Source organism: Laedolimicola ammoniilytica, from assembly GCF_025567165.1.
Classification (GTDB): Bacteria; Bacillota; Clostridia; order Lachnospirales; family Lachnospiraceae; genus Laedolimicola; species Laedolimicola ammoniilytica.
On the sequence record NZ_JAOQKC010000009.1, the window covers coordinates 99091 to 122771 of the forward strand.

The window sequence follows — 23681 nt, forward strand, 5'->3', positions numbered from 1 at the left end:
TCAAGAGGAATGAGTTATCGTAACCATCAGTTTGTAGTAAGCACATCCACAGACTTTATCAATGTATTTCAGCTGGCTGACGGGGAATCCCCCGTCATGCCGCTGGAAAGCTGCCAGATGGAAAAGAAGGGAATTACATATACCTATACTCCGGTGGAGCAGAAGGCACAGGCGGACTTTTCTTCGCCTGTGCCCTATGTGATGACTTCTGATCGCGGGGAGAGAGGGTATTGCTGGCTGATGGCACGTTCGGCGCGGGACAGTGACATCTCGAACTGGTCGGAAAAGGAGAAACAGGCATTTTTAGATACGGCCCCGGATATCATTGCGTGCCGGGATCGGATGATTGCCGTACTGGATAAAATCCAGCAGGCCGTGGATGACAGACAGGTGGAGATAGGCGGTTATCAGACAGCCTATCAGCCGATGATGTACTATCTGCGAAATTATGATTTCTGGTTTTTTATAGCGGGAAACGAGATTCCTGCCTATGGACAATCCCAGGGGCTTTATACAGTAGAGACGCTCCAGAAAGCGATGAAAAGCTATATGGAGAACGAACACAGGAAAGGTAGTTTCCTGAATGCGGAGCAGATGAAAGCGTGGCTGGGCTGCGTGGAAAGCTTCTGCGACCAGATGGAGGAGCGGATAGCCGCTCCGGAACTGACTGGCTTTCAGCTGGGCGATTACAAGGGCGTGGTGGATGGAGCCGCCCATGTGACTCTGACAGTTCCGGAGGGTGCCAATCTTCCCGACCCATCGGGAGCAGTGATCGATACCGAGGGCGAGGTATCGGCGAACTTTTTTGCCGGTTCCCTGACTAAAGGACAGCTGCTCTATCGATTGACACCGGCGGCTCCCTGGACCGGTGAAATCTATAATGGAACGGGAAACTATGTGTTCAATCAGGATCTGGGCAGAACCTGGATTGTAGAGATCAAGCGGGGCGACCCGGTTCTGCAGATTCAGGATCTGAGTGTCACCCTAGGAGAACACACCTTCCATGGTCAGATCAACGAGAACACAAAAGAGATAAATCTGACACTACCGTTGGGGACAGACCTGACGGCTCTGACTCCGACGTTACGACATACAGCCGCCCGAGCGACCATCGGCGGACAGCCAGAGGGAAGTACGGTGGACTTGAGCAGTCCGGTGGAAATTCTGTTGAGTCTGGATCAGTACAGCGAGAAGTACACCCTGCGCACCGTGACCGGAGATTCCTCCGAGTGTGATATCCTCTCTTATAGCATTAACGGAGAGAAAGCGATCATAAACGGAGATAAGATTACCCTGACCCTTCCCTACGGTACCGATTTGACCGGAGTAGAACCGGAGATTCAGATCTCCGAGGACGCGAAGCTGACCCAGAAGCCGGACAGCCTTGCCTTCGGGGAGAATCTGACCTATACGGTGACAGCCCAGAACGGCGATACCCGCGCTTACACGGTGATACTGACAGAGACGCCCGTCTCCCAGGAGAACGAATTGCTTTCCTTTTCCTACGGAAGCATACAGGCGGAGATTAATCAGGACAGGGGAACCATAAAGCTGCAGGTACCGGACGGTACGAACCTGAAGAAGCTGACGCCGACTGTCAAAGTCTCGGACTTTGCCAGCGTCTATCCGGAATCCGGACAGGCCGTGGATTTCAGCGGAAGCGACCCGGTGATCTATACGGTCACATCCCAGAGCGGCGTTACCAATAAGTATCGGGTGACCGTAGAACTGGTAACGACCGGACAAAATGTACATCAGAAAGAGATGGAGAAGCTGCGGAATAACATCATAGCCCGCTATGCGACCTCGGCGTCGGATGACTGGGAATGGATGAATCTGGGCTTCGCCAAGGGCGGTATCGTGAGCAGCGCTTCCCCGGACGCGCTTCCGGCCAACTTCGATCTGCACGCCAGACTGCGGAAGCTGGACACCAGCTCCAGCGTGGCCATGACCGATTTTGACCGCACGATTATGATGCTGACCGCCATGGGAATCAATGCAAGTAAACTGGATGAGTACACGACGCAGGACAATCCCTTTGTAGATTCCAAGGGCAATGTGATCACCGATCTGACGGCATGTCTGTACAATTATTCCGGCGGTTATACCATCAACGGACCGATTTTCGCGTTGATCGCTCTGGATATGGGCGAGTATACGATTCCGAAGAATGTGGTCTGGACCAGAGAAAAGCTTCTGGAGACGATTCTGGATCACAAGTACGGCAGTGACGGCTTCGGCGTGGATATGGTGGGTATGCTCATGCAGTCCATCGCGCCCTATCAGGACGACCCGGTCTACGGGGAACGGGTAAAGGCCAAGCTGGAAGAAGGCATCGGCCTCTTCCTGGGTCAGGGCAAGGCAGCCACCGTGGATCCCATGCAGCCAGACTTCACTTTCGGCGGCTTTGGCTATCAGAGCAGTGAGAGCGCGGCCCAGGCCATCTGTGCCCTGAGCGCGGCGGGCGTAGACTGTCACACAGATCCCCGCTTCAGCGACGGCAAGGGAAACAGCGCCCTGACGGCCTTCCTGGCTTACGCGGACGGCGAGTATTTCGCCCACACCATGAGCGTGCCGAAAAATGCCATGGCCACCTACCAGGGCTGTTATACGGTACAGTGGTATCTAGGCTTTCTGAAAAACGGAGGAGCCGGACATCCCTATTCCCTCTATTATCATCAGCAGAATTTCTCGAGACCTTTAAGCAAGGAGGCGGATATCAAGAGCTTCGTGCTGGAAGGACAGGAGGGCGTGATAGAAGGTGATCAGATTACAGTGACCCTGCCTACGGGTACGCCTCTGAACAATATGACGCCGGAGCTGACCTTGTCAGATTACGCGAGCCTGGAATCCCCGAATCTTCCGTTGACCTTTTCCGCGAATGCGCCGGTGACCTTTACGGTGCTGGCGGAGGACGGCGAGACGAGAAAGTCATACTTTGTGACCATAAAGTTTTCCGATGCTCTGGAAGCGGCCGGAACCAATCTGGATGCGGACAGCCTGCAGCTTCAGGACGCGAATATCCTGCGGGATGTGGAGATCACGGGCCGGAAGGTGACGGAGGATACGGTAGCTACGGATATTCTGCTGAGCGTGGGCCCGGGTGTGGATACGGAGAATCTCTATATCAAGGGTACGATCTCTTACGGAGCGGCTACGGAGCCGGCGGATATTCTGAACGGAAAGACCAAAGTAAACTTAAGCGGCTGGACGACCGTGCTGGTGAAAGCCCAGGACGGCGAACACGAAAAGCGATACCGGATCAAGGTGGAGGCTCAGGAGAGCGCGGCCATCGAGAGCTTTGCGGTCACCATCGACGACGTGGTGTATCGGGGCGTCATTGACAATGAGGCGGGAACCATTCAGGTACGGGGCGTACCTTCCGACGCGGACGTGACCTCCCTGGCTCCGGAGATCGTCGTGAGCGAGGGCACCAATGTGTGCAGTCCTCTGTCGGGCGTGTCCCAGAACTTCTCTTCGACGGTCACCTACACCGTATCTGGCAACGGCTTGGCTACCCAGGTTTATTCCGTGGACATTTTGGACGCGGATGGAAAGCGGCCCACGGGCAAGAGCGGCACGCCGGATAAGCCGGATACCCCGGACACGCCGGTCATCGAGTCGGCGAAAATCAGTAAATTCAGTATCCTGGGAGTGAATGCGGTCATCGACGATGGGGCGGGAACTATTCTTCTGACCCTTCCGGCGGGAACCGACGTAAGCCATGTGGTATCTCAGGTAACCGTGGGCAACGGCTGCACCGTGAGCCCGGCTCCCGGAGAAGTGGTGGATCTGCGGAATCCGGTAGTCTATACAGTAACCAATGGAACGGAAACGTCGTACTACACTGTGATCGTAACCCTGGAAAAGCCCCATTCCCAGCAGCTCTGGGAGCAGATGGAGGAGGATAATACGATTACGGATCACCAGGTAGTAAAGGAGTAGAAGGAAGGAGGGAATAAAATGGAGTGGAAGAAAAAGATTATAGTACTCCCAGCGGTGCTTATCTGTATGGTGTCAAGCATATCACTTTCGGTAAAGGCAGAACTACCATCTGACGATAAGATAAACATTGCTTTGGATTTGTCAAGCAAAGTGGACGATGATGGATGTTTAACAAGCAGTGACGGTGCGTTTAAAGCTAAAGTGCAGCTTATAACAAAGGAATTAACGGCGGATGATTTTAAAAAGGAGCATGTTGGTATTACTTCAAATAAGTTTGACAGATATACGGCAGAAAATGCGGGCAAAGTAGTGGTCACAATTCAAGAAGGTGGAGATACGAATGACATGTCATTTCCCATAACTATAAATGGGCCTGCGTACACAGATTTACTGAAGGTTACGGGAAATTCTACCAATTTATATACAAGTAATGGAGGAATACGACCATTAACGCCATCGGAGAATCTTTATCAATATGTGAAAAAAAAAGGTTTTTATATAAAAAGTAAAACTCACTGGTTTGGAGCAGGATTTACTGATCAGAACAATAACTATTACTTGGCTAAATATTCGTATGAGATAAAAATTCCGAACAATGAATATATTGTAAAAACGGTTAGTCCTTCTAGTACAACAGGATTTGTTGCAGTGACCGGAATTGGAAAAAAAGAAGTACTGTTTGATGGCGACAATGTAATTACCATAAAGCCGGAAACACAAAATTACAATTCTTCATTAGCCGGAAATCTTACATTTACTCCAAGATATGCGTATGGAGCATCAGGAGTAGGTGCAAATGAGGATGGTAGCTTTACTACGAATGGAGAACAGGTAACAGAAGAAGGATATCATTTTAAGGTGAAAAATGGAGAGGGTGGCATAAAAGAATATGTTTTAAAAGTAGATATGCCGTTTGAATTTGAGTATCAAGGATTTAATAAGAATAGAGAGAGAATTGCAAAAATCTATGATAACGGCGTAGAAAAGGGAGTTAATCTAGAACGAACAAGTACATTAAAAGCTGGAGATACCATTAAAGTTTCGATAAATCTACCAGAAGGACAAGAATTGTCAGAGGTAGAGGTTCGCTTGAAAGATAAAGAAGGAGAAGTTGTTCCGGTAACGATTAATGCAGCGAAAGATGGATTTTCTTTTAAAATGCCGCGTAGTAAAGTAAAGCTTACAAAGATGGAATTTAAGGAGGATACATCGCCACGGTTTAAGATTACAACGGCGGTTTCCGTAAAAGATTCAAAAGAAAATGCAGCTGGTTGTTATGTGGTAGCATTAGCAAATGAAAAAGATACTGCAGAAAGTATAAAAAAGGGAACGGAAATCACATTAACAGCAAAGAATGATGGAATAGGAAGCGATAAAAGACTCCATGATTACAGATTTGATCATTGGGAAAACGTTGATGTATTGAAACTTACAGAAGAACAGAAAAAATCTGATACGATTATGTTTGAAATGCCAGAAAGCGATCTTTCTGTAACTGCAGTTTATGTACATGATGGCACCAAGCTTAAGGTGGGTATAACACATCGAAATGGAGGCACAATACAGTTAGCAGCCGGAGGAATTGGAACAGGCTATAACGATATTACATTGACAAATGACGGAGAAGGCGGTGTGGCAGAGGATTATTATCATCCTTTTACATATCAGATTGTTTTAAAGAACTATAATCCAGAAGCATATGCATTGAAGGGCTGGTTGGATAAAAATGGGAACCTGTATGATACAACAGTAGAACTTGCTGGGGTAACCTGGAGCGAGGAGGTAGATACAAAGGGAAATCGTTACATCTGCCCGACAGTAGATTTGACAGTAGCCAAAGACATGACCTTTATCGCAAGCTTTGAACCAAAGACCGCATGTACATTGACGGTAGAATCCAACGACAGTACCATGGGAAGCGCTACCGCAAGCATTGGCGAAACAGAGATCACAGCGGGAACCACCCTCTATGACGGGCAGACCATCACCCTGAAAGCGGTTCCGAAGTCCGCAAAGTATCTCTTCAAAGAATGGAAGCTGACCAAACCGGAAACCGGTGTGACGGTGGACTTTGCCAGCGCGACAAGCGCGAAGACGACCTTTGAGATGCCGGTGGTATCAGGTGGTCAGATGACGATTCAGGCGGTATTTGAGGAGAACCCAAAGTACCAGAGTGAAGAGTGTAAACTGAGTAAAGTAGAACTGCTGACTTCAGACAATAAGCTGGTGAAGCAGGCGGATAAGGATGAAGTGGGCGGTGTTACCACATTTACCGTGCAGCTGACTCCGGCGCAGATGACCAAGGACGAAGCGCTCAAGCTGGGAAGCTCCGACGCCTATAAGCTGCGTCTGACCTATTCGGACAAGGCGACCGCTAAAATAGACGGCGGCTATGGCGATACAGACGGCGATGATAAATGGTCCGAAGGAATCAGCAATCCCATCAGTGTGGGAGTTACCAAAACCTTTAGGATTACCGCTCAGAATCCGGATTATCATCAGGATTACAATGTGAAGATCCTTTACGATGACAGACCGCTTCTGACCGCGGGAGCCGTGAACCGCCTCAGCGATACGGAGGCAACCGTGAACTTTACGTCCAGCAGTGCAGGCTCTTATTACTACGCAGTGGTGGAGAAGGGCGCGGCGGAGCCGAAGATCAACACAGACGGTGTCGGTGTCGCAGTGAAAGCTAATAAGGCAGTCACCATTTCCTTAAAGTCTTTAACAGCGGGAGCCAAAGACATCTACATCAAGGTAAAAAATGATGACAAGGCGGACGACGTGAAGATTTCCGACTCGCTGAAGATCACAATTCCGGATTTTGATCCGGACAAGACCGGCTATACCATCGAGACGTCCCAGTCTCCCGGCGGAACTATTTCTGTCGATAAGAAACTGGCGAAGGAAGGAGAACTGGTCACAGTGACCGTGACTCCGGATACCGGAAAGCAGATCAAGCCGGACGGACTGCGGTATTCCCAGAGTGGACCGCCTTATGAGGTTGTAAAGATTGACACCAAGACGAAGCAGTTCAAGATGCCTGCTTACGATATCAGTGTGTCCTGTACCTTCGTGAATGCGGATACTGTGACTACAGATGGCCCGGCCATCAGCGCATTTATCGTAAATGGCGTGAGCGGCTCCATTAATGATACAACCGGCACGATTACCGTCACCTTGCCCTACGGCACGGATCTAACGGCGCTGAAGCCTGCGATTACCCTGAAGGGCGCAGTCAGCGTGAGCCCGGTCAGCGGCGAGAAGGTCGATCTGTCTTCTTCGAAGACTTATACAGTCACTGCGGAGGACGGTACGACAAAGACCTATACGGTGACGGCCTACACTGAGGCCCAGCCCACCTCCGACAAGCTGTGGGAGGATATGCTGAACCACATCGGCGGCAACACCGGCAATACAGGCAAGAATACCTGGTGGCAGAAGGCAAAGGATATGAAGAAGAACAACAATTATCCGAAGTACTGGTAAGCCGCACATTAAGTTTACATAATGCGCCACAAACCCACAGACAGCCCGAAAACTGTCTGTGGGTTTTGGTGCGCCTTTGAGACAGGAAGTTTGAGGGAAAATCTTTGGGTAACAGGACACAGCAGATAGCTGGAATTGATAAAAAAGACATCATGAACCGCAGGCTGGCGGACAATTACTGGAAGAAGGAAGAACTGAAGCTGCCGGATCATTATCGGATGATCAGCGCAGGGGCGTTTCAGGACAATATCCGGATCGAGCGGCTGCTCCTGGGCAATAAGATGGAAGTGCTTGGAAAGGACAGCTTCCGCCATTGCATTGCGCTGAGAGAGGCGCGGCTGCCCCATTCGGTGGAGCGGCTGGGTGAGGGCTGCTTTGCGGACTGTCCGAAGCTTCGGGAGGCTTATATGTCCCAGAATCTGCAGGCCATTCCGAACAGTGCCTTCCGGGAGGATCGGAGGCTTGAGAAGATTCTGTTTACCAAAAACTGTAAAGTAGAACGCATCGGGAAGGACGCGTTCTCCGAATGTGTACTGTTGCCGGTTATCCTGTTGCCGCCGTCAGTCACCGAGATAGGCGACAGGGCGTTCTTCCGCTGTAAAGAACTGAAAAGGGTCCGTTTCCCGGAGGGACTGAAAAGAATCGGAAAAGAGGCCTTTTATTTCTGCGGACTGGAAAGCCTGGAGCTGCCGGAGTCCCTGGAGATTCTGGACGAGAAAGCATTTTTCAAGTGTACGCAGCTTACCGAGGTGCGCTTACCCACGCATATCCGGCGTATCGAAAAGTGGGTTTTCCACGGCTGCAGCCGTCTCCAGGTCCTCGAGATCCGGCATGACCCGGAATATATCGGGGAGTGGATCATCAATAAGGCAGCGCGGATCCGGTGCTACCGGGGTTCAAAGGTGGATGCCTATTGTCAGGAATCAGGCTTTACAACGGAGTATATCGAAGATGGAGAAAAATGACAGAGAAAAAAATGGATGTGGAAAAGAGAGAGGAATACGGTAAGGCAGCCGGGATTCGGGTGGAGTATCTGTAAGGAAAATGAGCCCCGTGTACGGCAGTGAAATGTACACGGGGCTTGAACAATGATGTAATAAGATATTACAGTGCTATTTTATTACAGCTCTGTAAGAAAATCAGATGCAGTCATAATTTTAGGAGTATGAAGCCCTGATTCAAGAAAATCTTTATCTCCGGTAAGAAGAACATCTGCATTAGCGTGAATAGCAGCACGAAGAATAGGACGATCCTTGACATCGCGAATTTTATTCTCTGCATGGTATTCCTCTATAGGAGTAGGAACAAGTTCCAAGGTCATTAAAGCGATGGAAAGAAATTGTTCTAACGCTGCTATACGATTTGGAAATTTACGATTAAAAATACGCCGTAATTCGTCGATATTCTGTTCACATATAAGACCATGGTTAGGAAAAGTAACTGCTTTTAAGTAAGCTTGGTAAGGTGTGCCATTGCTATTTAAAGCTGCTGATATGAGAATGTTACTGTCAATCAGAACTTTCATTATGCCTCACTTTCTGCACGGATTTCTTTCACTAAATCCATAACTGCATCATCTGATGTAAGGCCGGAAGCCTCAGCCTCACCGACCATCTTAGACTGGAGTATCTGCATGGCATATACAGCAGAGTTAATAAGTCGGACATTACCATTTTCTACAACAAAGGTAACGCGATCCCCATTGGAAATTCCGAGAATTTCACGGACGTCCTTTGGAATTGTGATTTGTCCCTTTGCCATAACTTTTGCATTGTCGATAAAAGTGTTTGAAGTCATAATGTCACCTCCTGAAAAACATGAAAAGTAGGGAAATTCCTACTTATAGTATATACATTTTTCAGAATAATATCAACGTGTAAAAGAAAAAATGATTTATCAGATGTGCTATACTAGTACGAAATACTGGGTATCGAATATATATTGAGGAAAAATAGACGATGAAATTTCAGATGAATTTTACGACCTCCTATGACGATGTAATTCGTTTTACATCGGCGGAGGACTTGCACAGATTTTATACAGAACATGGCTGCGACGGGCTGGAGCTTATGCCGCTTCCTTATTCTACGGCGGAAGCTCCGGATGTCTATCTGCCGCCGAAAAAGTGTCCACTGATTGTGCCGGGTATGGTGACCGGAATCCATTGCTGCTGTGTCGGGGATTGGGTAAATCAGGACAGGAAAGAACTGATACAGCATTATCGGAAGGATCTGGACTACGCTATGCGAGTGGGCGCGGAGTATGTGGTCTTTCATGTGGTGCAGGTGGACGATGAGGAGGGCTTTACCTATCAGGGAAAGCATACGGATCGGGAAGTGATAGACGCAGCGGCAGCTTTTATCAATGAGCTTTTGGACGGTCAGGAGTATTCCTTCTGGTTCCTGATGGAAAACCTCTGGTGGCCGGGCCTGACCTTTTTAGATCCGGAGGACACCCGGGCGTTGATTAGCCAGGTGCATTATGAGAAAAAGGGCTTCATGCTGGATACTGGACATTACCTCCATACGGATCTGGATTTGCAGACCCAGGAGGAAGCGGTGGAAGCCCTGCATCGGATGCTGGACCGGCAGAAAGATATGATTCCCTATATCAAAGGCTTACATCTCCAGCAGTCCCTGACCGGTGATTATGTGAAAGAATGGCTTCAGACGCCACATGATCTTTCTCCTGATCCGATGGAGCGGTTCTGTAAGGTTTATGAGCACATTTTTCGGATCGATAAGCATGAACCCTTTACGGCGGCAGGCGTAAAAGGGCTGGTAGAGCGGATTGCGCCGCTGTATGTGACGTATGAGTATATCACAAGGAGCAGGGAGGAGCTGGCGGAGTATCTGGAGAGGGGAAGAATTGAATAGAAAAAATATAATCGGAAAGGATGGCATGGTGTATCCTTTCTGATTATGGATAATTCCGTTTCTTTGTGGAGGGATACGGCTCATACGAGAGGGGATTATCCAGACGTTATACTGCGCTCCTTGCATTGCGGAAGACCGTTTCATGGGAAAGGCGTTCTTCTATTATGGAAGCCTGATAATCTGCTTCATCGAGCTTTGCTTCAATGTTGTCAGTTAAACTGGCGTACTGTTCAAGACTTAGAACCACCATGGCACCGTAGCCGTTTTTGGTCAGGTAAACCGGGTTCCCGTCACTTACAAGGTTTTCAATTTCCGGGAACTTGTTTCGTAGGTCAGAGACAGGTCGAATCTGGATCATATAAAAGCACTCCTTTCATGGCATATATTTTATCTTAATTTTATCAAAATATTATCAAATTAGCAATCTGAAATGCAAGCATTTTGAATAACTGCACGTCGCATTCTCGTTACTTCAGTGATGAGTTAGGCGTGCAAATTTTTGACTAAAAAACAGAACTGATGTTTACTTTTTATGCTACATATGGTAAGATATAAATATGGGAAAAGATATATTTACTATCAGAGAAAACACTCTTTCATATGGTCGAGGTTATGTGTACTCTTTGCAATATCATCTCGTCTGGTGTACAAAATACCGGAAAAAGGTGTTGACAGATGGCCTTGATACAGAATGTAAGGAAATGCTGCAAAAGCTGGCAGAGGAATACCGCTTTCAGATTCTGGCCATGGAGGTTATGCCGGATCATATCCATTTGCTGGTGGATTGTAAACCACAGTTTTTTATTTCTGATATGATAAAAATCATGAAAGGAAATCTGGCAAGACAAATGTTTCTTGTACATCCGGAATTAAAGCAGCAGTTGTGGGGCGGGCATCTGTGGAATCCATCTTATTGCGCAGTGACAGTCAGTGATCGGAGCAGGGAGCAGGGAACAGGTACTGGCATACATGGAGGGGCAGAAAGAAAAAGAAAAGCGAAGAAACTAGAAAATGAGGTTTTATCATGCGGATTACATCCAGTTATGGCGTGGAAATAAAAAAACAGAATATTCCCATCCGCCATACGCTGCGGATTTACCGCTCTGCAGTCAGTTATCTGATTCAGGTGTACGCGGAAAGCTGGGAAGGACTTTCCCAGATTGATAACGCAAAGAAGCGGTTTAATGCAGCGGAACATCTGGTGCATGAGACGAAAAAGAACCATGCAAGGTATGATTTCGACCTGCATTTTCCGAAGATGCCATCTTACCTGCGAAGGGCAGCGATACAGCATGCGCTTGGAAGCGTCGCTTCCTATGAAACAAGACTTGATTTATGGGAAAATGGACTCCTTACGGGAAACCGAAGCTGGTTTCGGAAAATCATGCCATGCCGGTATTTTACCGTGACGTCATGTACCGGGAGGCAGAACCGCAGGAGGACGCGGCGTATCTGAAGCTGTATGACGGCCATGACTGGAAATGGTTCCGGGTAAAGCTGCTCCATACGGATATGGAATATCTGCGAAAAAACTGGGTGGGGGAAAAGGCCTCTGCTCCTACTCTGGAGAAACGACATCACAAGTACTTTCTGCGCTTTTCTTATACGGAAGAAGTAAGCCTTACCAAAACAGATATCAAAGAACAGACCATTTGCAGTGTGGATCTGGGAATTAACACGGACGCGGTCTGCACCATCATGCAGGCAGACGGAACTGTCCTGGGACGGAAGTTTGTCGACTTCCCCAGTGATAAAGACCGGCTGCATCATGTATTGGGCAGAATCCGCAGATTTCAGAGACAGCATGGCTCTGGACAGACACAGAGCCGCTGGGCTTACGCAAAGCGGCTGAATATGGAGCTGGCCCGGAAGACAGCGGCGGCCATTACAGCCTACGCTGCGGAAAATCATGCAGATGTTATCGTTTTTGAGTATCTGGAAATGCAGGGCAAGATCAGCGGAAATAAAAAGCAGAGGCTTCATTTATGGAGAAAACGGGATATCCAGAAGCAGTGCGAGCATCAGGCGCACCGGCAAGGAATCCGCGTATCCAGGATCAGCGCCCGCAACACCAGCAGGCTGGCATATGATGGAAGTGGTCCGGTAGTTCGAAATCCGGAGAATCACAGTCTTTGTATCTTTCAGACAGGAAAACAGTATAACTGCGATCTGTCTGCGGCATACAATATTGGAGCAAGATATTTTATACGGGAATTACTCAAACCCTTTTCGGAAACGGAAAGGTCTTTACTGGAGGCAAAAGTTCCTTCAGTAAAGCGTAGAACCTCATGTGTCTATGCAGACTTACGGCTGCTCAGTGCAGAACTGGCGAGCCAGAAGGCAGCATAGATACAGGCAGATATACAGTGGGCTACCTGAGATGTGGAAACTGACCGTATCCGGCCAGAAAAAGCGCGTAACCGCGCCGATTCTAAGTCGCAGGCGTATCCACCGATATGAAGTCTTGCCGCTTAAGGCGGCTGAGAAGCACGTGACTTTAGTCATGTGAGGTTCACAAGGAACAGAATTCGATATAATCCGAAAAACAAACGAAAATCAATAGAAATTGCGGTTTGTAATCGCAAAACCTATTGATTTTTTGATGCGCCTGCGGTATCATGGAACCATGGAGGTGATTCCTATGATAAACAGACCGCTTTACGTTGATATGATTATGGCATACACGGATACACCTTTTGTAAAAGTGTTGACGGGTGTTCGTCGCTGCGGAAAATCTACAATTCTTAAAATGATGATAGAAAAGCTGCAAAAGGAACAGAATATTCCGTCTGAACAGATTGTGAGTATGCGTTTTGATTCCATGGAGTATGAGGATATGACAGCGAAGGATATGTTCAAAGCTGTCAAGGAAAAGCTCAGTCCGAATGGGAGAACGTATCTCTTTCTGGATGAAGTTCAGGAAATTAGCGGCTGGGAGAAAGTAGTGAATTCCCTGGCAACGGATTATGATGTTGACCTTTATGTGACAGGCTCTAATTCCAGAATGATGTCTTCAGAAATAGCGACTTACCTGACCGGACGATATGTTTCTTTCCGTATCTATACACTTTCTTTTCGGGAATATCTGGAATTCAAAAAGCAGTATACACAGATAAAGGATATCCATGCTGAGCTGGCAGACTATATCCGCTTGGGCGGCTTTCCTGCAACACATCTGCGAGAGTATTCACAGGATGAGGTTTATACGATTGTCCGGGATATCTATAATTCTACAATTTTCTCAGATATCGTAAAGAGAAACCAGATTCGTAAGATCGACCAGCTGGAACGGGTGGTTCGATACACATTTGCGAATGTGGGAAATTCATTCTCAGCAAAATCAATTTCTGATTATCTGAAATCAGAGCATCGTTCAATCGACAATGAAACAGTGTACAGTTATCTGGAAAAGCTGGAAAAAGCATACCTTCTTCATCGTTGCTCCCGTTACGACCTGCGCGGAAAGGAGATTCTGAAAACGCAGGAGAAGTTTTATCTTGCCGATACTGCTTTGCGTTACAGTGTGCTGGGCTATACACCGGATAGTGTCGCTTCCAGTCTGGAAAATGTGGTATATCTGGAACTTTGCAGACGAGGATATGACGTGACGATTGGGAAAACGCCGGATGGTGAAGTCGATTTTGTGGCGCAGAAGCAGAATGATCGGTTATATGTGCAGGTCACACAGGAGATTAAATCCGAAAAAACAGAAAAGCGTGAATATGAACGACTGCTGGAAATTCGGGATAACTATCCGAAGTATGTTTTGAGAACCGATGAATTTGCCGGAGGCAATTACCAGGGAATTAAGAGTATGCACATTGCAGATTTTTTGTTGAGTACAGAATATTAACGTAGGGGGCGGCGGCAAGCCGCCCTTTTTCCACCCTGTTCACAAAATCACTTTTTTATACCATCTGAACCAGCCATACATTACTGCGTACCATAAAATAACCGATTACAACCTTGATCAATTCGGTTGCCTGAACAAGGAAGTACACAGTTACGATACCAAGTCCTGTAAAGTGCGCCAGTAAAAAGGCAGTTGGAACAATGATAATCCAGGTGAAAACAGAATCAAACAGGAAGGTGACCATTGTTTTTCCGCCGGAGCGCAGTGTAAAATAGGACGCATGGCTAAAGGAACAGAAAGGCATGATGATTGCGGATACTGCGATAAATTTGGTTGCCAGTGCGCGGATTTCCTCAGAGGTATTGTAAATCTGTGGGAAAAATCTGCCGATAAAAAGCATACATACAGCTACAATCACACAGCAAAAAACACTGAATACAATCATTTTATTATCCGCATCCTTTGCTTTTTCCAGTTTACCGGCACCCAGATACTGTCCAACCACAATGCTGATGCAGGCGCCAAGCTGGAGATAAATGATGTTAAACAGATTGGTGATGGTTGTAGCAATGTTAAGTCCGGCAACTACTTCCAGGCCGCGGATCGAGTAGCACTGTATTACGGCTGTCATTCCTGCAGCCCACAGAACTTCATTCATCATAAGCGGTAATCCTTTGATGATGATAGCCTTTAATTCGTCTGCGGGAATACCAAAGCCGGTATACGCTCCTTTGAGATACCGGTTTTTCTCTCTGTGCCTGTGCGCCCAGATGATAATCATAAGGGCTTCTATGTAACGGGCGATAACCGTTGCCAGAGCTGCACCCTGTACGCCAAGCTTCGGGAATGGTCCGATACCGAAAATCAGAAGATAGTCCAAAATGGCATTACTTCCGACAGCTACAAAGCTTGCGATCATAGGAATCAGGGTCTGACCGGTCTCCTTGATATTGGTCGCGTAAGCCTGATTTACAGCAAAGGGAATCAGGCCTGCTATCATAATGATCAGATACTCTAATCCATACTGCAATGCAGCACCTGTCGCACCGCTTCCGGAAGTATCTGTGAGATAAAGAGAAATCAGGCTTTCTCCTTTCGTTACAAATAATAAAATGGTAAGTGCTGTAACCGTTAAAGCCGCATATAGCTTAAAACGGAACGAATACATATGCCCTTTGTGATTTCCTTTTCCGAAATATTGGGCGCCGAAAATGCTGGCTGCCGATACAGCCCCGAATATGGCCAGATTATATACAAAGATCAGCTGATTGACAATAGCTACTCCGGACATCTGCTCTGTACCAAGCTGTCCAACCATAATATTGTCAAGAAAACTAACCAGGTTTGTAACTGCGTTTTGTAGGATCATCGGCAACGCCAGTGCGATGTAGTTTTTATAAAAATTTCTGTCTCCGATATATTTCCTGCGAAACTGTTCTAACATAAATCCCTTCCTTTACATAAATCCCTTTTTCATCCCTGTTCAGCATAACATATTTCCGCAGAATTTGATACCTTCTTTTTTAGTTTTACAAGAGAAGACACATGGAAATGTAAAAGACCGTTTTAAGGACGGTTTGGTTCTTAAAACGGTCTTTTACATTTCCATGTTTTTCGTTTATTCCGCTGCAGTGACGGAAAGCACCTCGCCCATAAAGGGATCTACCTCGGAGATGGTTCCGGTATAGGTTACGGTGACCTTATCTCCAACCTTTACCTTGTCTAAGCCCTCCGGCTTTTCGTTTTCGAAGGTAAATGCGTAGGAGCTGCCGGAAGCGTCGGTTACGACAAACATGAAATCCTTTACCTCGTCCAGGGTTCCGGTAAATTCAGAAGCGTCCTCCGCGTCTTCCTTTCCGGTGGTCTGGGAAGCGGAATTACCGTTGCCGGATCCCTTGATTCCGCAGCCTGCGATCAGGGATGCGGTAATGGCAGTGAGAAGTATCATCATAGTGAATTTCTTTTTCATAAGAAAACCTCCTGTTCATTATTTATGTTTCCAATTTATTGGACGCTCTATACCGTTAAAAAGTTTCATTTCAGGCGAAAAATTTATTTTGTGGTTGACATAGAGCGGAAGATATGCTCCGGGGACTGACGGAGGAAGAAATCGCCCTGTGTAAGCAGACGTTTCAGAAAATATGTGATAATGCAGAAAGATGCATCAAGGAGAAAGGACAAAGATAAAATGAGCAACACAAGTGATAAACCGAAGATACCGGATTTGATGGAGGCGGTATTTGACACCGGATACAGTGAAAAAATCGAACATATGCTAGTAGTAAGAGGTCTGCAGATTTCTTCTATTACGATGACAGCCTTCCATGTAATCCTGCTGTATATCTGGAAGCGTACTATAAAAGAATACGAACAGTGAAATCACGGCCGTCCAGGTAAAACTGGTATTGGCCGTGTTCCTGTTCTACATAGTAAATGACGCTCTGCACGCCAATCCCATGCCCTTCCCGGGCAGTGACCGGAATACCGTCGGAAAAGACGGGAGGCGTATCGGTGGGATTTTTTTCCAGCATCAACAGATGCCCGGAGCGTTCAAAGATAGACAGGTAAACACGGCGGTCTTGGCCGGACTGCTTCTGGACGGCATGCATGGCATTTTCCAGAACATTGGAAAGAATGGCGCAGAAGGTCATTTCCGAACAGGGCAGTTTTTCGAACATGGACAGAGAAGGAGACCAATATAGAACTGATGCGGGTAGATAAATACGGCCATGTCCTATTGATCTGGGATGAAGTCAGCGAGAACTTCAGCGCATTCTTTTATCAAGAGTAACTTCAAAAGAGGCTGGAGAATAGAGTATGGCAAGAAATGCTTCCGAAGTTAGATTACTGGAAAAAATATGATGAACTCAGTGACAATGGGCAGTTTGAAACAGCGCACTCCATTTTATGAAAATTTAATAAATTTCACGAAACCAAAGCCCGCCCGGACGAATCCTGAAAATAATTTTCAGCTTCGCCGGGCGGGCTTGTGCGTGAGCGCGGGGCAGGGTAAGATAGCCATAAAGCAAACCGAGTTTACGAAAGAAAGAGAGGAAGAAACGTGTTTGAGCATTTATTTCAGCCGATTACCATCAATGGTATGATTCTGAAAAACCGAATCGTCGCCACGCCAACCGGAGACGACTTCGAGGAAAAAGCCATGGGCGGCGCGGGTCTGGTCGTGGCGGGACACTGCATCGTGGAGCCCGGACGTTCCAGCTTCGCAAGCGGTGCAGAACCCTGGCCATTTGCGAAATATGAGAGAGAAAAGACGCGGGAAAAAGTTCTGAAGATTCATCGGGGCGGCGCGAAAGCATCCATCGAGGTATTCCACGCAGGCCAGGACGCCAGAACTGTAGACTATGCCAAAGGCCCGTCAGGCTTCATCCGCCCGGACGGCGTCGAGGTAAAAGAAATGGACGAGGCCATGATGCAGGAGACCCTGCACTGGTACGCCGAGACAGCCGCAGGCTGTCGGAAAATCGGTTTTGATTCCATCTTCCTGCATTTTGGACACGGCTGGCTTCCGGCCCAGTTTTTGTCCCCCCATTACAATCATCGTACTGATGAATACGGCGGAAGCATCGAGAACCGCTGTCGGTTCCCGCTTCGAATCCTGGAGACCGTCAGAAAGGCAGTGGGAAAAAATTATCCCATCGATATTCGTGTCAGCGCCTACGAGTGGATCGAGGATTCCATCAGCTTTGAGGACGTTATGTACTTCCTGAAAGCGGCGGAGCCCTATGTGGACACCATACAGATTTCATCCGGTATCGATAAGATTTTCGAGGCCAACATCCACTGCATCACCACGAACATGGAAGAAACCATGCCGAACCTGAAATGGGCAAAGGAAGCCAGAAAACAGCTTCACGTACCGATTTCCCTGGTCAGCGCCATCACTACGCCGCAGATGGCGGAAGAGATTCTGGCGAAGGGATATGTGGATCTGGTAGCCTTTGGCCGCAGCCTGCTGGCGGATCCCTACTGGCCGAAAAAAGCCCAGGAGGGATGTCCCGAGGATATCGTACCCTGCCTGCGCTGCTCCAACTGTTATCACATTTCCACTGATCACTGGAACGTGGGCTGCTCCGTAAATCCCCGTTATCATAACGAAGCCTTCGTTCCATCTGAGCGAGAGCTTGAAAAAGCAGAAAAAAGCAAACAGGTAGTCATCCTCGGCGGCGGCCCCGCAGGCATGAAGGCGGCCATCACCGCCAGCGACAGAGGCCACAAGGTTACGCTAATTGAAAAGAGCGCAGAACTGGGCGGTATGCTGAAGGTCATTGTCAGAGAAGAGCACAAAGAAGAAGTACAACGCCTGCTGACCTGGTACAAAACCCAGATCGCGAAGCGTGAGATAAAGGTGCTTCTGAACACCGAGGCCACCCCGGACATGGTACGGGAAATGAAGCCGGACAGCATCCTCATTGCCCTAGGCGCAGTGGAGCGCGTGCTTCCGATTCCAGGCATCGACAATCCGAAGGTGCTTCTGGCTACGGATGCCATCACCCATCCGGAGAAGCTGGGCGAAAAGGTAGCTATCCTGGGCGGCGGCAGCATCGGCTGTGAGATTGCCCTGGGACTGGCCGAGCAGGGAAAAGAGGCTACGGTTATCGAGGTTACAGACACACTGGCAGCCAACGCTAATTCCCTGTATCGGGAGGCGCTGCGGCAGAAATTCCTGCTTCACGACAACATTCACAGCCTTACCAGATGCGGCTGCACCCGCATTGACGATGAGGAGATTCATTATAAAGACGCGGACGGCCAGGAAAAAGTCATTGCCTATGACAATCTGATTCTTTCCACCGGCCTGGTTCCCCAGATAGCCCTGACTGAGAGCTTCTACGGCATCTGCCGGGACACCATAGCCATCGGCGACTGCATCCGCCCGTCCAGCATCATGAACGCGAACTTTGAAGGTTTCGTAAACGCCTTGAATATCTGAATGTGATAAAAATAAAAAGGAGATAGACAAATGAAAGACTACAAGAAACTGGTTCAGTCCGTCATCGCCGGAGTCGGCGGGGCTGACAACATCAACGACTGTATCCACTGCGCAACGAGACTTCGTTTCTCCCTGAAGGACGGGTCCAAGTTCGACCAGACAGCCCTGAAAGCGGTAGACGGCGTACTGGGAACCCTGGTAAGCTCCGGCTACTGCCAGGTACTCATCGGAACCCACGTAGGCGACGTTTACGCGGAGCTGATGAACGCGCCGGAGATGAAGGCAAAGGGTCTGAAGGCCAGCGACGCCATCGACGATCCGGCTACAGCAGGGGATAAGAAGACCGGCCTTCTGGACCGCTTCACCAAGATGATGTCCGACGTGTACGCGCCGTACATCCCGATTCTGGCTACCGGCGGTATCGCGTCCGGCGTTATCGGACTTCTGGCCAATATGGGCGTAGTAGACAGCGCGAGCCTGACCTACCAGACCTTTTACGCGATTTTCTATGCGCTGATTTACTTCTTCCCGATTCTGCTGGCGTTTACAGCAGGAAAGCATTTCAAATGTAACCCGTACGTAGCAGTGACACTGGGCGCGGCCATCATGTATCCGGGCGTGGCAGATCTCCTGGTAACCGGTGAAAAGGCGTCCCTTGTCGGTATCAACTTCACAGCGTACAATTTCAGCGGTTCCTTTATTCCGATTCTGCTGGCAGTATTCTGTATGAGCTATTTCGAAAAATGGCTGAAGAAGGTTCTTCCCCAGATGACCCAGTTTATTCTGGTTCCGTTTCTGTGCCTGATCGTGTTTGTACCGCTGACTATCCTGGTATTCGGACCCATTGGCGGCCTGGTTGCAAACGCCATCAACGCGGTATACGGCCTGGTAGGAGCAAGCAAGATTCTGGTAGGCATCGTATTCGGCGGCTTCTTCTCCCTGGTTATCCTGCTTGGTATGCACTGGGCAGTTACCCCGATTCTGCTTGGTATCATGGCAGAGCAGGGCTTTGAGCCGGCGCTGGCAGCCGGCGGTATGGGCAACTACGCGGCTCTGGGTATCTGCCTGGCCGTGGCAGTCTTCGCGAAAAACGCAGGCGATAAGGCCACAGCAGGATCCGCAGCCTTCACCAACGCCCTCTGCGGTATCACAGAGCCGGGTCTCTACGGTATCATCCTGAGAAGTAAATGGCTCCTGGGCACCATGATTGTATCCGGCGCGGCAGCAGGCCTGATTCTCGGAATCGGCGGCGTGGCGGCGACCAACTTCTCCTTCTCCGGACTTCTGGCCTTCAGCGGCTGGTTTGGATGCGTAAACTTCCCCATGTACTGCGTAGGCATCGTGGCAGCCATCGCCCTTGGTTTCATTCTGACTGCGGTACTGCTGAAGAGCGGTAAGGTAAACGAGTATAACTAAATATAGAAACCCATAAGATAAGATTCTCCCCTTTCCATGGAAAATGATTTTTGCTAAAATAGATCAAAAGGATGGGGGAGAACTTATGATCATAGAAAAACTTATGAGACAGACGGATTTCACCGATGTGGAGAAGAGTATCGCGGATTATCTGCTGCAGAACGGTTATGAAGTAAAAAATATGTCTATTTCAGATCTGGCGAAGAGGACCTATTCTTCACCGGCCACCATTACCCGATTTTGCAGAAAACTGGATCTGGACGGCTATAAAAAGTTCCAGATTTTGTTCAATTCCGAGTACGACGCGTTCGCCACGGAAAGCGCTGTGGACGCCAATTATCCGTTTTCCGGAAATGATTCCTTTGAGCAGATAGCCAGAAAGTTAGCGAAACTTAACTCGGATACCATCAGTAAAACCATTTCCGGCTTCGATTACAATCAGTTCCGCCGGATTGTACGGCGCATCAGCCAGTCCGATATGGTCAATATCTTCAGTGTGGGAACTTCCGCCACGGTGGCCATGGATTTCCAGCAAAAAATGTTGCGGTTCGGCCATATCGTAAATCTGAGCCTGAGCTCCTGCTTTCTGCCGGGCTACGCTTTGGCCGGAACGGAACGCACGGTCAATCTGGTGATTTCCCAGTCCGGGGAGAATCGGGACGTGGTGGAAAGTCTCCGGCTTCTGAAGAAGCGGAAGGCCTACTGCGTGGGTATCACAGCCACGCCGGACAGCACGGTGGCCCGGATGTGCCAGGAGGTAATCCTGGTGGAACTGGAGGAAGAACGCTCTTACACGGCCAAGATCGATACCTTCGCGGTGTACAGCGCCTTTCATTTCGTATTGGACTGCCTGTTTTCATTCCTGTACAAGATGGATTACGAGGAAAATGAGAAGCTGACCCGGGAAAAGGCGTCGATTATCTATGAAGAGAACGAAAAACTGATCAAGAAAAATCCCGATTTCATAAGCAGTGAAAAGCGATAAAGGAGCAGAATCATGTCATTTAGAAAAGACTTTTTATGGGGAGGCGCCTGCGCCGCCAATCAGTTTGAGGGAGCCTGGGATGTGGACGGCAAGGGCGTGTCCGTGCCGGATCTCTGTACCAACGGCACCAAAGACTGTCCGAAAAGCATTACCACAAAGGTAGAGCCGGGACGGCTGTATCCCAGCCACGAGGCCATTGATTTCTATCATCATTACAAAGAGGATATCGCCTTATTTGCGGAAATGGGTTTCAAGGTCTTCCGTACGTCTATCAACTGGACCCGAATCTTCCCCACCGGCATAGAGGAGAAGCCCAACGAGGCGGGTCTTCAGTTCTATGAAAATGTATTCAAAGAGTGTCAGAAATACGGCATCGAGCCTCTGGTGACCTTAAGCCATTACGAGCTGCCCTACGGTCTCGTGGAGGCTTACAACGGCTGGGCGGGGGAAGAGGTTATCGGCCATTTCGAGCGCTACTGCCACGTAGTCTTTGAGCGGTATCAGCATCTGGTGAAGTACTGGCTGACCTTCAATGAGATCAACGGCGGCACCACCCAGCTTGGCACGACCCTGTCACTGGGAACTGTGAAAGGCTATAGCGGCCCGGTAAACGGCATCCAGATCACGCCGCAACTTCGCTATACCGCCCTGCATCATCAGCTGGTGGCTTCCGCAAAGGTGGTGGCTTACGCCCATGCGCATTATCCCCAGTTTCAGTTAGGCGATATGAACGTGTTCCTGACCGCCTACCCGCTGACCTGTGATCCGAAGGATATCCTGGCGACCCAGCAGCATAACAATGTGCTGAACTGGTTCTGTTCCGACGTGCAGATCCGCGGCGCGTATCCGTCCTATATGGATCGGTATTTCCGGGAAAATGGGATCGATTTGCAGATCACAGAGGAAGAAAAAGAGATTCTGAAAAAGGGAACCGTAGACTTCTACACTTGTTCCTACTACATGTCCACCTGTATCACGACCCACGAGAATTCGGAAGAGGTGGCAGGCAACCTGGCGGGCGGCGCGAAAAATCCGTATCTGACCGCTTCGGAGTGGGGCTGGCAGATAGACCCGGATGGCCTGCGTTATACGCTGAATGAGATCTATGAGCGCTATCAGCTGCCGATTATGGTGGTGGAAAATGGTCTGGGAGCCAGAGACGAGAAGGGCGCGGACGGACATGTCCATGACAGCTACCGGATCGATTACCTGCGTAAGCACATCGAAGCCATGCGGGAGGCCGCAGAGGACGGCGTAGACCTGATGGGCTATACTCCCTGGGGCTGCATCGATCTGGTGTCCGCATCCACCGGCGAGATGGCCAAGCGCTACGGCTTCATCTATGTAAATAAATTCGACAACGGAACCGGCGACCTGTCCCGGGAAAAGAAGGATTCCTTTGACTGGTATCAGAAAGTAATCCGTACCAACGGAGAAGATTTAACCGACTAACGCTCCGGAAACATATAAGCAAAGTAAGCGTCCTTAAAGGCCACTCCATTATCCCGGGAAATGGGAATCCGTGCGCCGGATTTGGTGCGCAGCTCGGCCTTGGAGAAGGTCTCGACGCAGTTTAAAGCCACCAGATAGCTGCGGTGGCATTTGTAGAAGCCCTTTTTCGGTGTGAAAAATTCTTCGCACCGGTGGAAGGGCTCTTTGATTTCCAGGACAGAGCCGTCTCGGAACACGACGGCAACCAGTTTATTGCGGGCCTCCAGATATTCCACATCCCGGAGGTAGATATTCTGATAGCCTGAGATTGTCCGGGCTGCGAAATGGCGAAGAGACGCCTGCATGGAGGTGAGCCATTGATCCAGCACAGAGAAAAGCCGTTCTTCCGAAACAGGTTTCAGAAGATACCAGAAAGCCCGGACCTCGTAGGATTCCAGGGCAAATTCCGGGGAGGAGGTCAGAAAGATGAGCGGCACATGAGATTCCTTCTGCCGCAGCGCCTTTGCCGTATCCATTCCGCCGGGAAACGGCATCATAATATCGAGAATCACCAGATCCGCCGGGCTTTCTTCGCAGGCGGCAATCAGCTTATCTCCATTGGTAAAGGGAAAAAGCTGCAGCACAAGCTCCCGGGACGCGGCCCAGGAGCGAAGCATCGCACATAGTTCCGTGAGAAATGCAGTTTCATCATCGCAGATGGCAATCTTAATCATA

General features: G+C 48.9%; 19 protein-coding genes and 1 pseudogene. 13 read left to right on the plus strand and 7 right to left on the minus strand.

What is annotated here, in order from left to right; genetic code table 11:
- The first annotated feature begins 9 nt into the window (after positions 1-9).
- The 3 genes from OCV63_RS08375 (at position 10) to OCV63_RS08385 (ending at position 8399) form a co-directional block, all read left to right on the plus strand.
- Positions 10-3945 carry a DUF5018 domain-containing protein gene (locus OCV63_RS08375; RefSeq protein ID WP_158363390.1) on the plus strand — a complete coding sequence of 1312 codons (3936 nt, stop codon included), beginning with the start codon at positions 10-12 and terminating at the stop codon, positions 3943-3945.
- 1089 nt (positions 3946-5034) lie between these two features.
- Complete coding sequence (locus OCV63_RS08380; protein WP_158363391.1) at positions 5035-7434, plus strand: InlB B-repeat-containing protein; 2400 nt, start codon at positions 5035-5037, stop codon at positions 7432-7434.
- 104 nt (positions 7435-7538) lie between these two features.
- Positions 7539-8399 (plus strand): leucine-rich repeat domain-containing protein, encoded by an 861-nt coding sequence (locus OCV63_RS08385; RefSeq protein WP_158363392.1) that lies wholly within the window; start codon positions 7539-7541, stop codon positions 8397-8399.
- 155 nt (positions 8400-8554) lie between these two features.
- Here OCV63_RS08385 and OCV63_RS08390 read toward each other — a convergent pair whose 3' ends face one another.
- Together OCV63_RS08390 and OCV63_RS08395 are read right to left on the minus strand one after the other, a co-directional pair.
- Positions 8555-8959, minus strand: coding sequence for a putative toxin-antitoxin system toxin component, PIN family (locus tag OCV63_RS08390; protein WP_158363393.1), 405 nt, complete (start codon positions 8957-8959; stop codon positions 8555-8557).
- Complete coding sequence (locus tag OCV63_RS08395) at positions 8959-9231, minus strand: AbrB/MazE/SpoVT family DNA-binding domain-containing protein (RefSeq protein ID WP_158363394.1); 273 nt, start codon at positions 9229-9231, stop codon at positions 8959-8961. The genes OCV63_RS08390 and OCV63_RS08395 overlap by 1 nt, the downstream gene beginning before the upstream one ends.
- Before the next feature lie 161 nt (positions 9232-9392).
- Between OCV63_RS08395 and OCV63_RS08400 the strand changes: the two genes are divergently transcribed.
- Positions 9393-10310 (plus strand): sugar phosphate isomerase/epimerase family protein, encoded by a 918-nt coding sequence (locus OCV63_RS08400; protein WP_158363395.1) that lies wholly within the window; start codon positions 9393-9395, stop codon positions 10308-10310.
- 106 nt (positions 10311-10416) lie between these two features.
- Here OCV63_RS08400 and OCV63_RS08405 read toward each other — a convergent pair whose 3' ends face one another.
- Positions 10417-10668 (minus strand): type II toxin-antitoxin system Phd/YefM family antitoxin, encoded by a 252-nt coding sequence (locus tag OCV63_RS08405; protein WP_158363396.1) that lies wholly within the window; start codon positions 10666-10668, stop codon positions 10417-10419.
- A gap of 199 nt (positions 10669-10867) precedes the next feature.
- On the opposite strand from OCV63_RS08405, the pseudogene tnpA reads away from it, so the two are divergent.
- The 4 genes and pseudogenes from tnpA to OCV63_RS08425 all read left to right on the plus strand — a co-directional run.
- Positions 10868-11260: pseudogene (gene tnpA / locus OCV63_RS08410) on the plus strand (IS200/IS605 family transposase); the annotation flags it as partial.
- A gap of 74 nt (positions 11261-11334) precedes the next feature.
- Positions 11335-11766, plus strand: a complete 432-nt coding sequence (locus OCV63_RS08415) for a hypothetical protein (RefSeq protein WP_262670728.1) — start codon at positions 11335-11337, stop codon at positions 11764-11766.
- Positions 11700-12659, plus strand: coding sequence for an IS200/IS605 family accessory protein TnpB-related protein (locus OCV63_RS08420; protein ID WP_262670729.1), 960 nt, complete (start codon positions 11700-11702; stop codon positions 12657-12659). Before OCV63_RS08415 ends, OCV63_RS08420 begins: the two co-directional genes overlap by 67 nt.
- A 292-nt stretch (positions 12660-12951) precedes the next feature.
- Positions 12952-14163, plus strand: a complete 1212-nt coding sequence (locus tag OCV63_RS08425; protein WP_158363397.1) for an ATP-binding protein — start codon at positions 12952-12954, stop codon at positions 14161-14163.
- 55 nt (positions 14164-14218) lie between these two features.
- Here the strand turns inward: OCV63_RS08425 and OCV63_RS08430 are convergent, their stop codons facing one another.
- Positions 14219-15607, minus strand: coding sequence for an MATE family efflux transporter (locus OCV63_RS08430; RefSeq protein ID WP_158363398.1), 1389 nt, complete (start codon positions 15605-15607; stop codon positions 14219-14221).
- 174 nt (positions 15608-15781) lie between these two features.
- Positions 15782-16132 (minus strand): hypothetical protein, encoded by a 351-nt coding sequence (locus tag OCV63_RS08435; protein ID WP_158363399.1) that lies wholly within the window; start codon positions 16130-16132, stop codon positions 15782-15784.
- Positions 16133-16351: 219 nt separating this feature from the next.
- Between OCV63_RS08435 and OCV63_RS08440 the strand changes: the two genes are divergently transcribed.
- Positions 16352-16540 carry a hypothetical protein gene (locus tag OCV63_RS08440; RefSeq protein WP_158363400.1) on the plus strand — a complete coding sequence of 63 codons (189 nt, stop codon included), beginning with the start codon at positions 16352-16354 and terminating at the stop codon, positions 16538-16540.
- On the opposite strand, the gene OCV63_RS08445 is transcribed toward OCV63_RS08440, so the two are convergent.
- Positions 16518-16841, minus strand: coding sequence for a GHKL domain-containing protein (locus OCV63_RS08445; RefSeq protein WP_158363401.1), 324 nt, complete (start codon positions 16839-16841; stop codon positions 16518-16520). The two genes, OCV63_RS08440 and OCV63_RS08445, sit on opposite strands and share 23 nt — an antisense overlap.
- 383 nt (positions 16842-17224) lie before the next feature.
- On the opposite strand from OCV63_RS08445, the gene OCV63_RS08450 reads away from it, so the two are divergent.
- The 4 genes from OCV63_RS08450 (at position 17225) to OCV63_RS08465 (ending at position 22967) form a co-directional block, all read left to right on the plus strand.
- On the plus strand, positions 17225-19114 hold the full coding sequence (locus tag OCV63_RS08450; RefSeq protein ID WP_262670730.1) for an oxidoreductase: 1890 nt from the start codon (positions 17225-17227) through the stop codon (positions 19112-19114).
- A 30-nt stretch (positions 19115-19144) separates the two neighbouring features.
- Positions 19145-20530, plus strand: coding sequence for a PTS transporter subunit EIIC (locus OCV63_RS08455; RefSeq protein ID WP_158363402.1), 1386 nt, complete (start codon positions 19145-19147; stop codon positions 20528-20530).
- Positions 20531-20615: 85 nt separating this feature from the next.
- Positions 20616-21515, plus strand: a complete 900-nt coding sequence (locus OCV63_RS08460; protein ID WP_262670732.1) for a MurR/RpiR family transcriptional regulator — start codon at positions 20616-20618, stop codon at positions 21513-21515.
- 12 nt (positions 21516-21527) lie between these two features.
- Positions 21528-22967, plus strand: a complete 1440-nt coding sequence (locus OCV63_RS08465) for a glycoside hydrolase family 1 protein (RefSeq protein WP_158363404.1) — start codon at positions 21528-21530, stop codon at positions 22965-22967.
- On the opposite strand, the gene OCV63_RS08470 is transcribed toward OCV63_RS08465, so the two are convergent.
- Complete coding sequence (locus OCV63_RS08470; RefSeq protein WP_158363405.1) at positions 22964-23680, minus strand: LytR/AlgR family response regulator transcription factor; 717 nt, start codon at positions 23678-23680, stop codon at positions 22964-22966. The two genes, OCV63_RS08465 and OCV63_RS08470, sit on opposite strands and share 4 nt — an antisense overlap.
- Between the last annotated feature and the right edge of the window lies 1 nt (position 23681).

Bases quoted from the DNA above. Each gene is read 5' to 3' on its own strand.
- OCV63_RS08375 (WP_158363390.1), top strand. From the start codon at position 10: ATGAGTTATCGTAACCATCAGTTTGTAGTAAGCACATCCACAGACTTT.
- OCV63_RS08390 (WP_158363393.1), bottom strand. From the start codon at position 8,959: ATGAAAGTTCTGATTGACAGTAACATTCTCATATCAGCAGCTTTAAAT.
- OCV63_RS08395 (WP_158363394.1), bottom strand. From the start codon at position 9,231: ATGACTTCAAACACTTTTATCGACAATGCAAAAGTTATGGCAAAGGGA.
- OCV63_RS08400 (WP_158363395.1), top strand. From the start codon at position 9,393: ATGAAATTTCAGATGAATTTTACGACCTCCTATGACGATGTAATTCGT.
- OCV63_RS08405 (WP_158363396.1), bottom strand. From the start codon at position 10,668: ATGATCCAGATTCGACCTGTCTCTGACCTACGAAACAAGTTCCCGGAA.
- OCV63_RS08415 (WP_262670728.1), top strand. From the start codon at position 11,335: ATGCGGATTACATCCAGTTATGGCGTGGAAATAAAAAAACAGAATATT.
- OCV63_RS08420 (WP_262670729.1), top strand. From the start codon at position 11,700: ATGCCGGTATTTTACCGTGACGTCATGTACCGGGAGGCAGAACCGCAG.
- OCV63_RS08425 (WP_158363397.1), top strand. From the start codon at position 12,952: ATGATAAACAGACCGCTTTACGTTGATATGATTATGGCATACACGGAT.
- OCV63_RS08430 (WP_158363398.1), bottom strand. From the start codon at position 15,607: ATGTTAGAACAGTTTCGCAGGAAATATATCGGAGACAGAAATTTTTAT.
- OCV63_RS08435 (WP_158363399.1), bottom strand. From the start codon at position 16,132: ATGAAAAAGAAATTCACTATGATGATACTTCTCACTGCCATTACCGCA.
- OCV63_RS08440 (WP_158363400.1), top strand. From the start codon at position 16,352: ATGAGCAACACAAGTGATAAACCGAAGATACCGGATTTGATGGAGGCG.
- OCV63_RS08445 (WP_158363401.1), bottom strand. From the start codon at position 16,841: ATGTTCGAAAAACTGCCCTGTTCGGAAATGACCTTCTGCGCCATTCTT.
- OCV63_RS08455 (WP_158363402.1), top strand. From the start codon at position 19,145: ATGAAAGACTACAAGAAACTGGTTCAGTCCGTCATCGCCGGAGTCGGC.
- OCV63_RS08460 (WP_262670732.1), top strand. From the start codon at position 20,616: ATGATCATAGAAAAACTTATGAGACAGACGGATTTCACCGATGTGGAG.
- OCV63_RS08465 (WP_158363404.1), top strand. From the start codon at position 21,528: ATGTCATTTAGAAAAGACTTTTTATGGGGAGGCGCCTGCGCCGCCAAT.
- OCV63_RS08470 (WP_158363405.1), bottom strand. From the start codon at position 23,680: ATGATTAAGATTGCCATCTGCGATGATGAAACTGCATTTCTCACGGAA.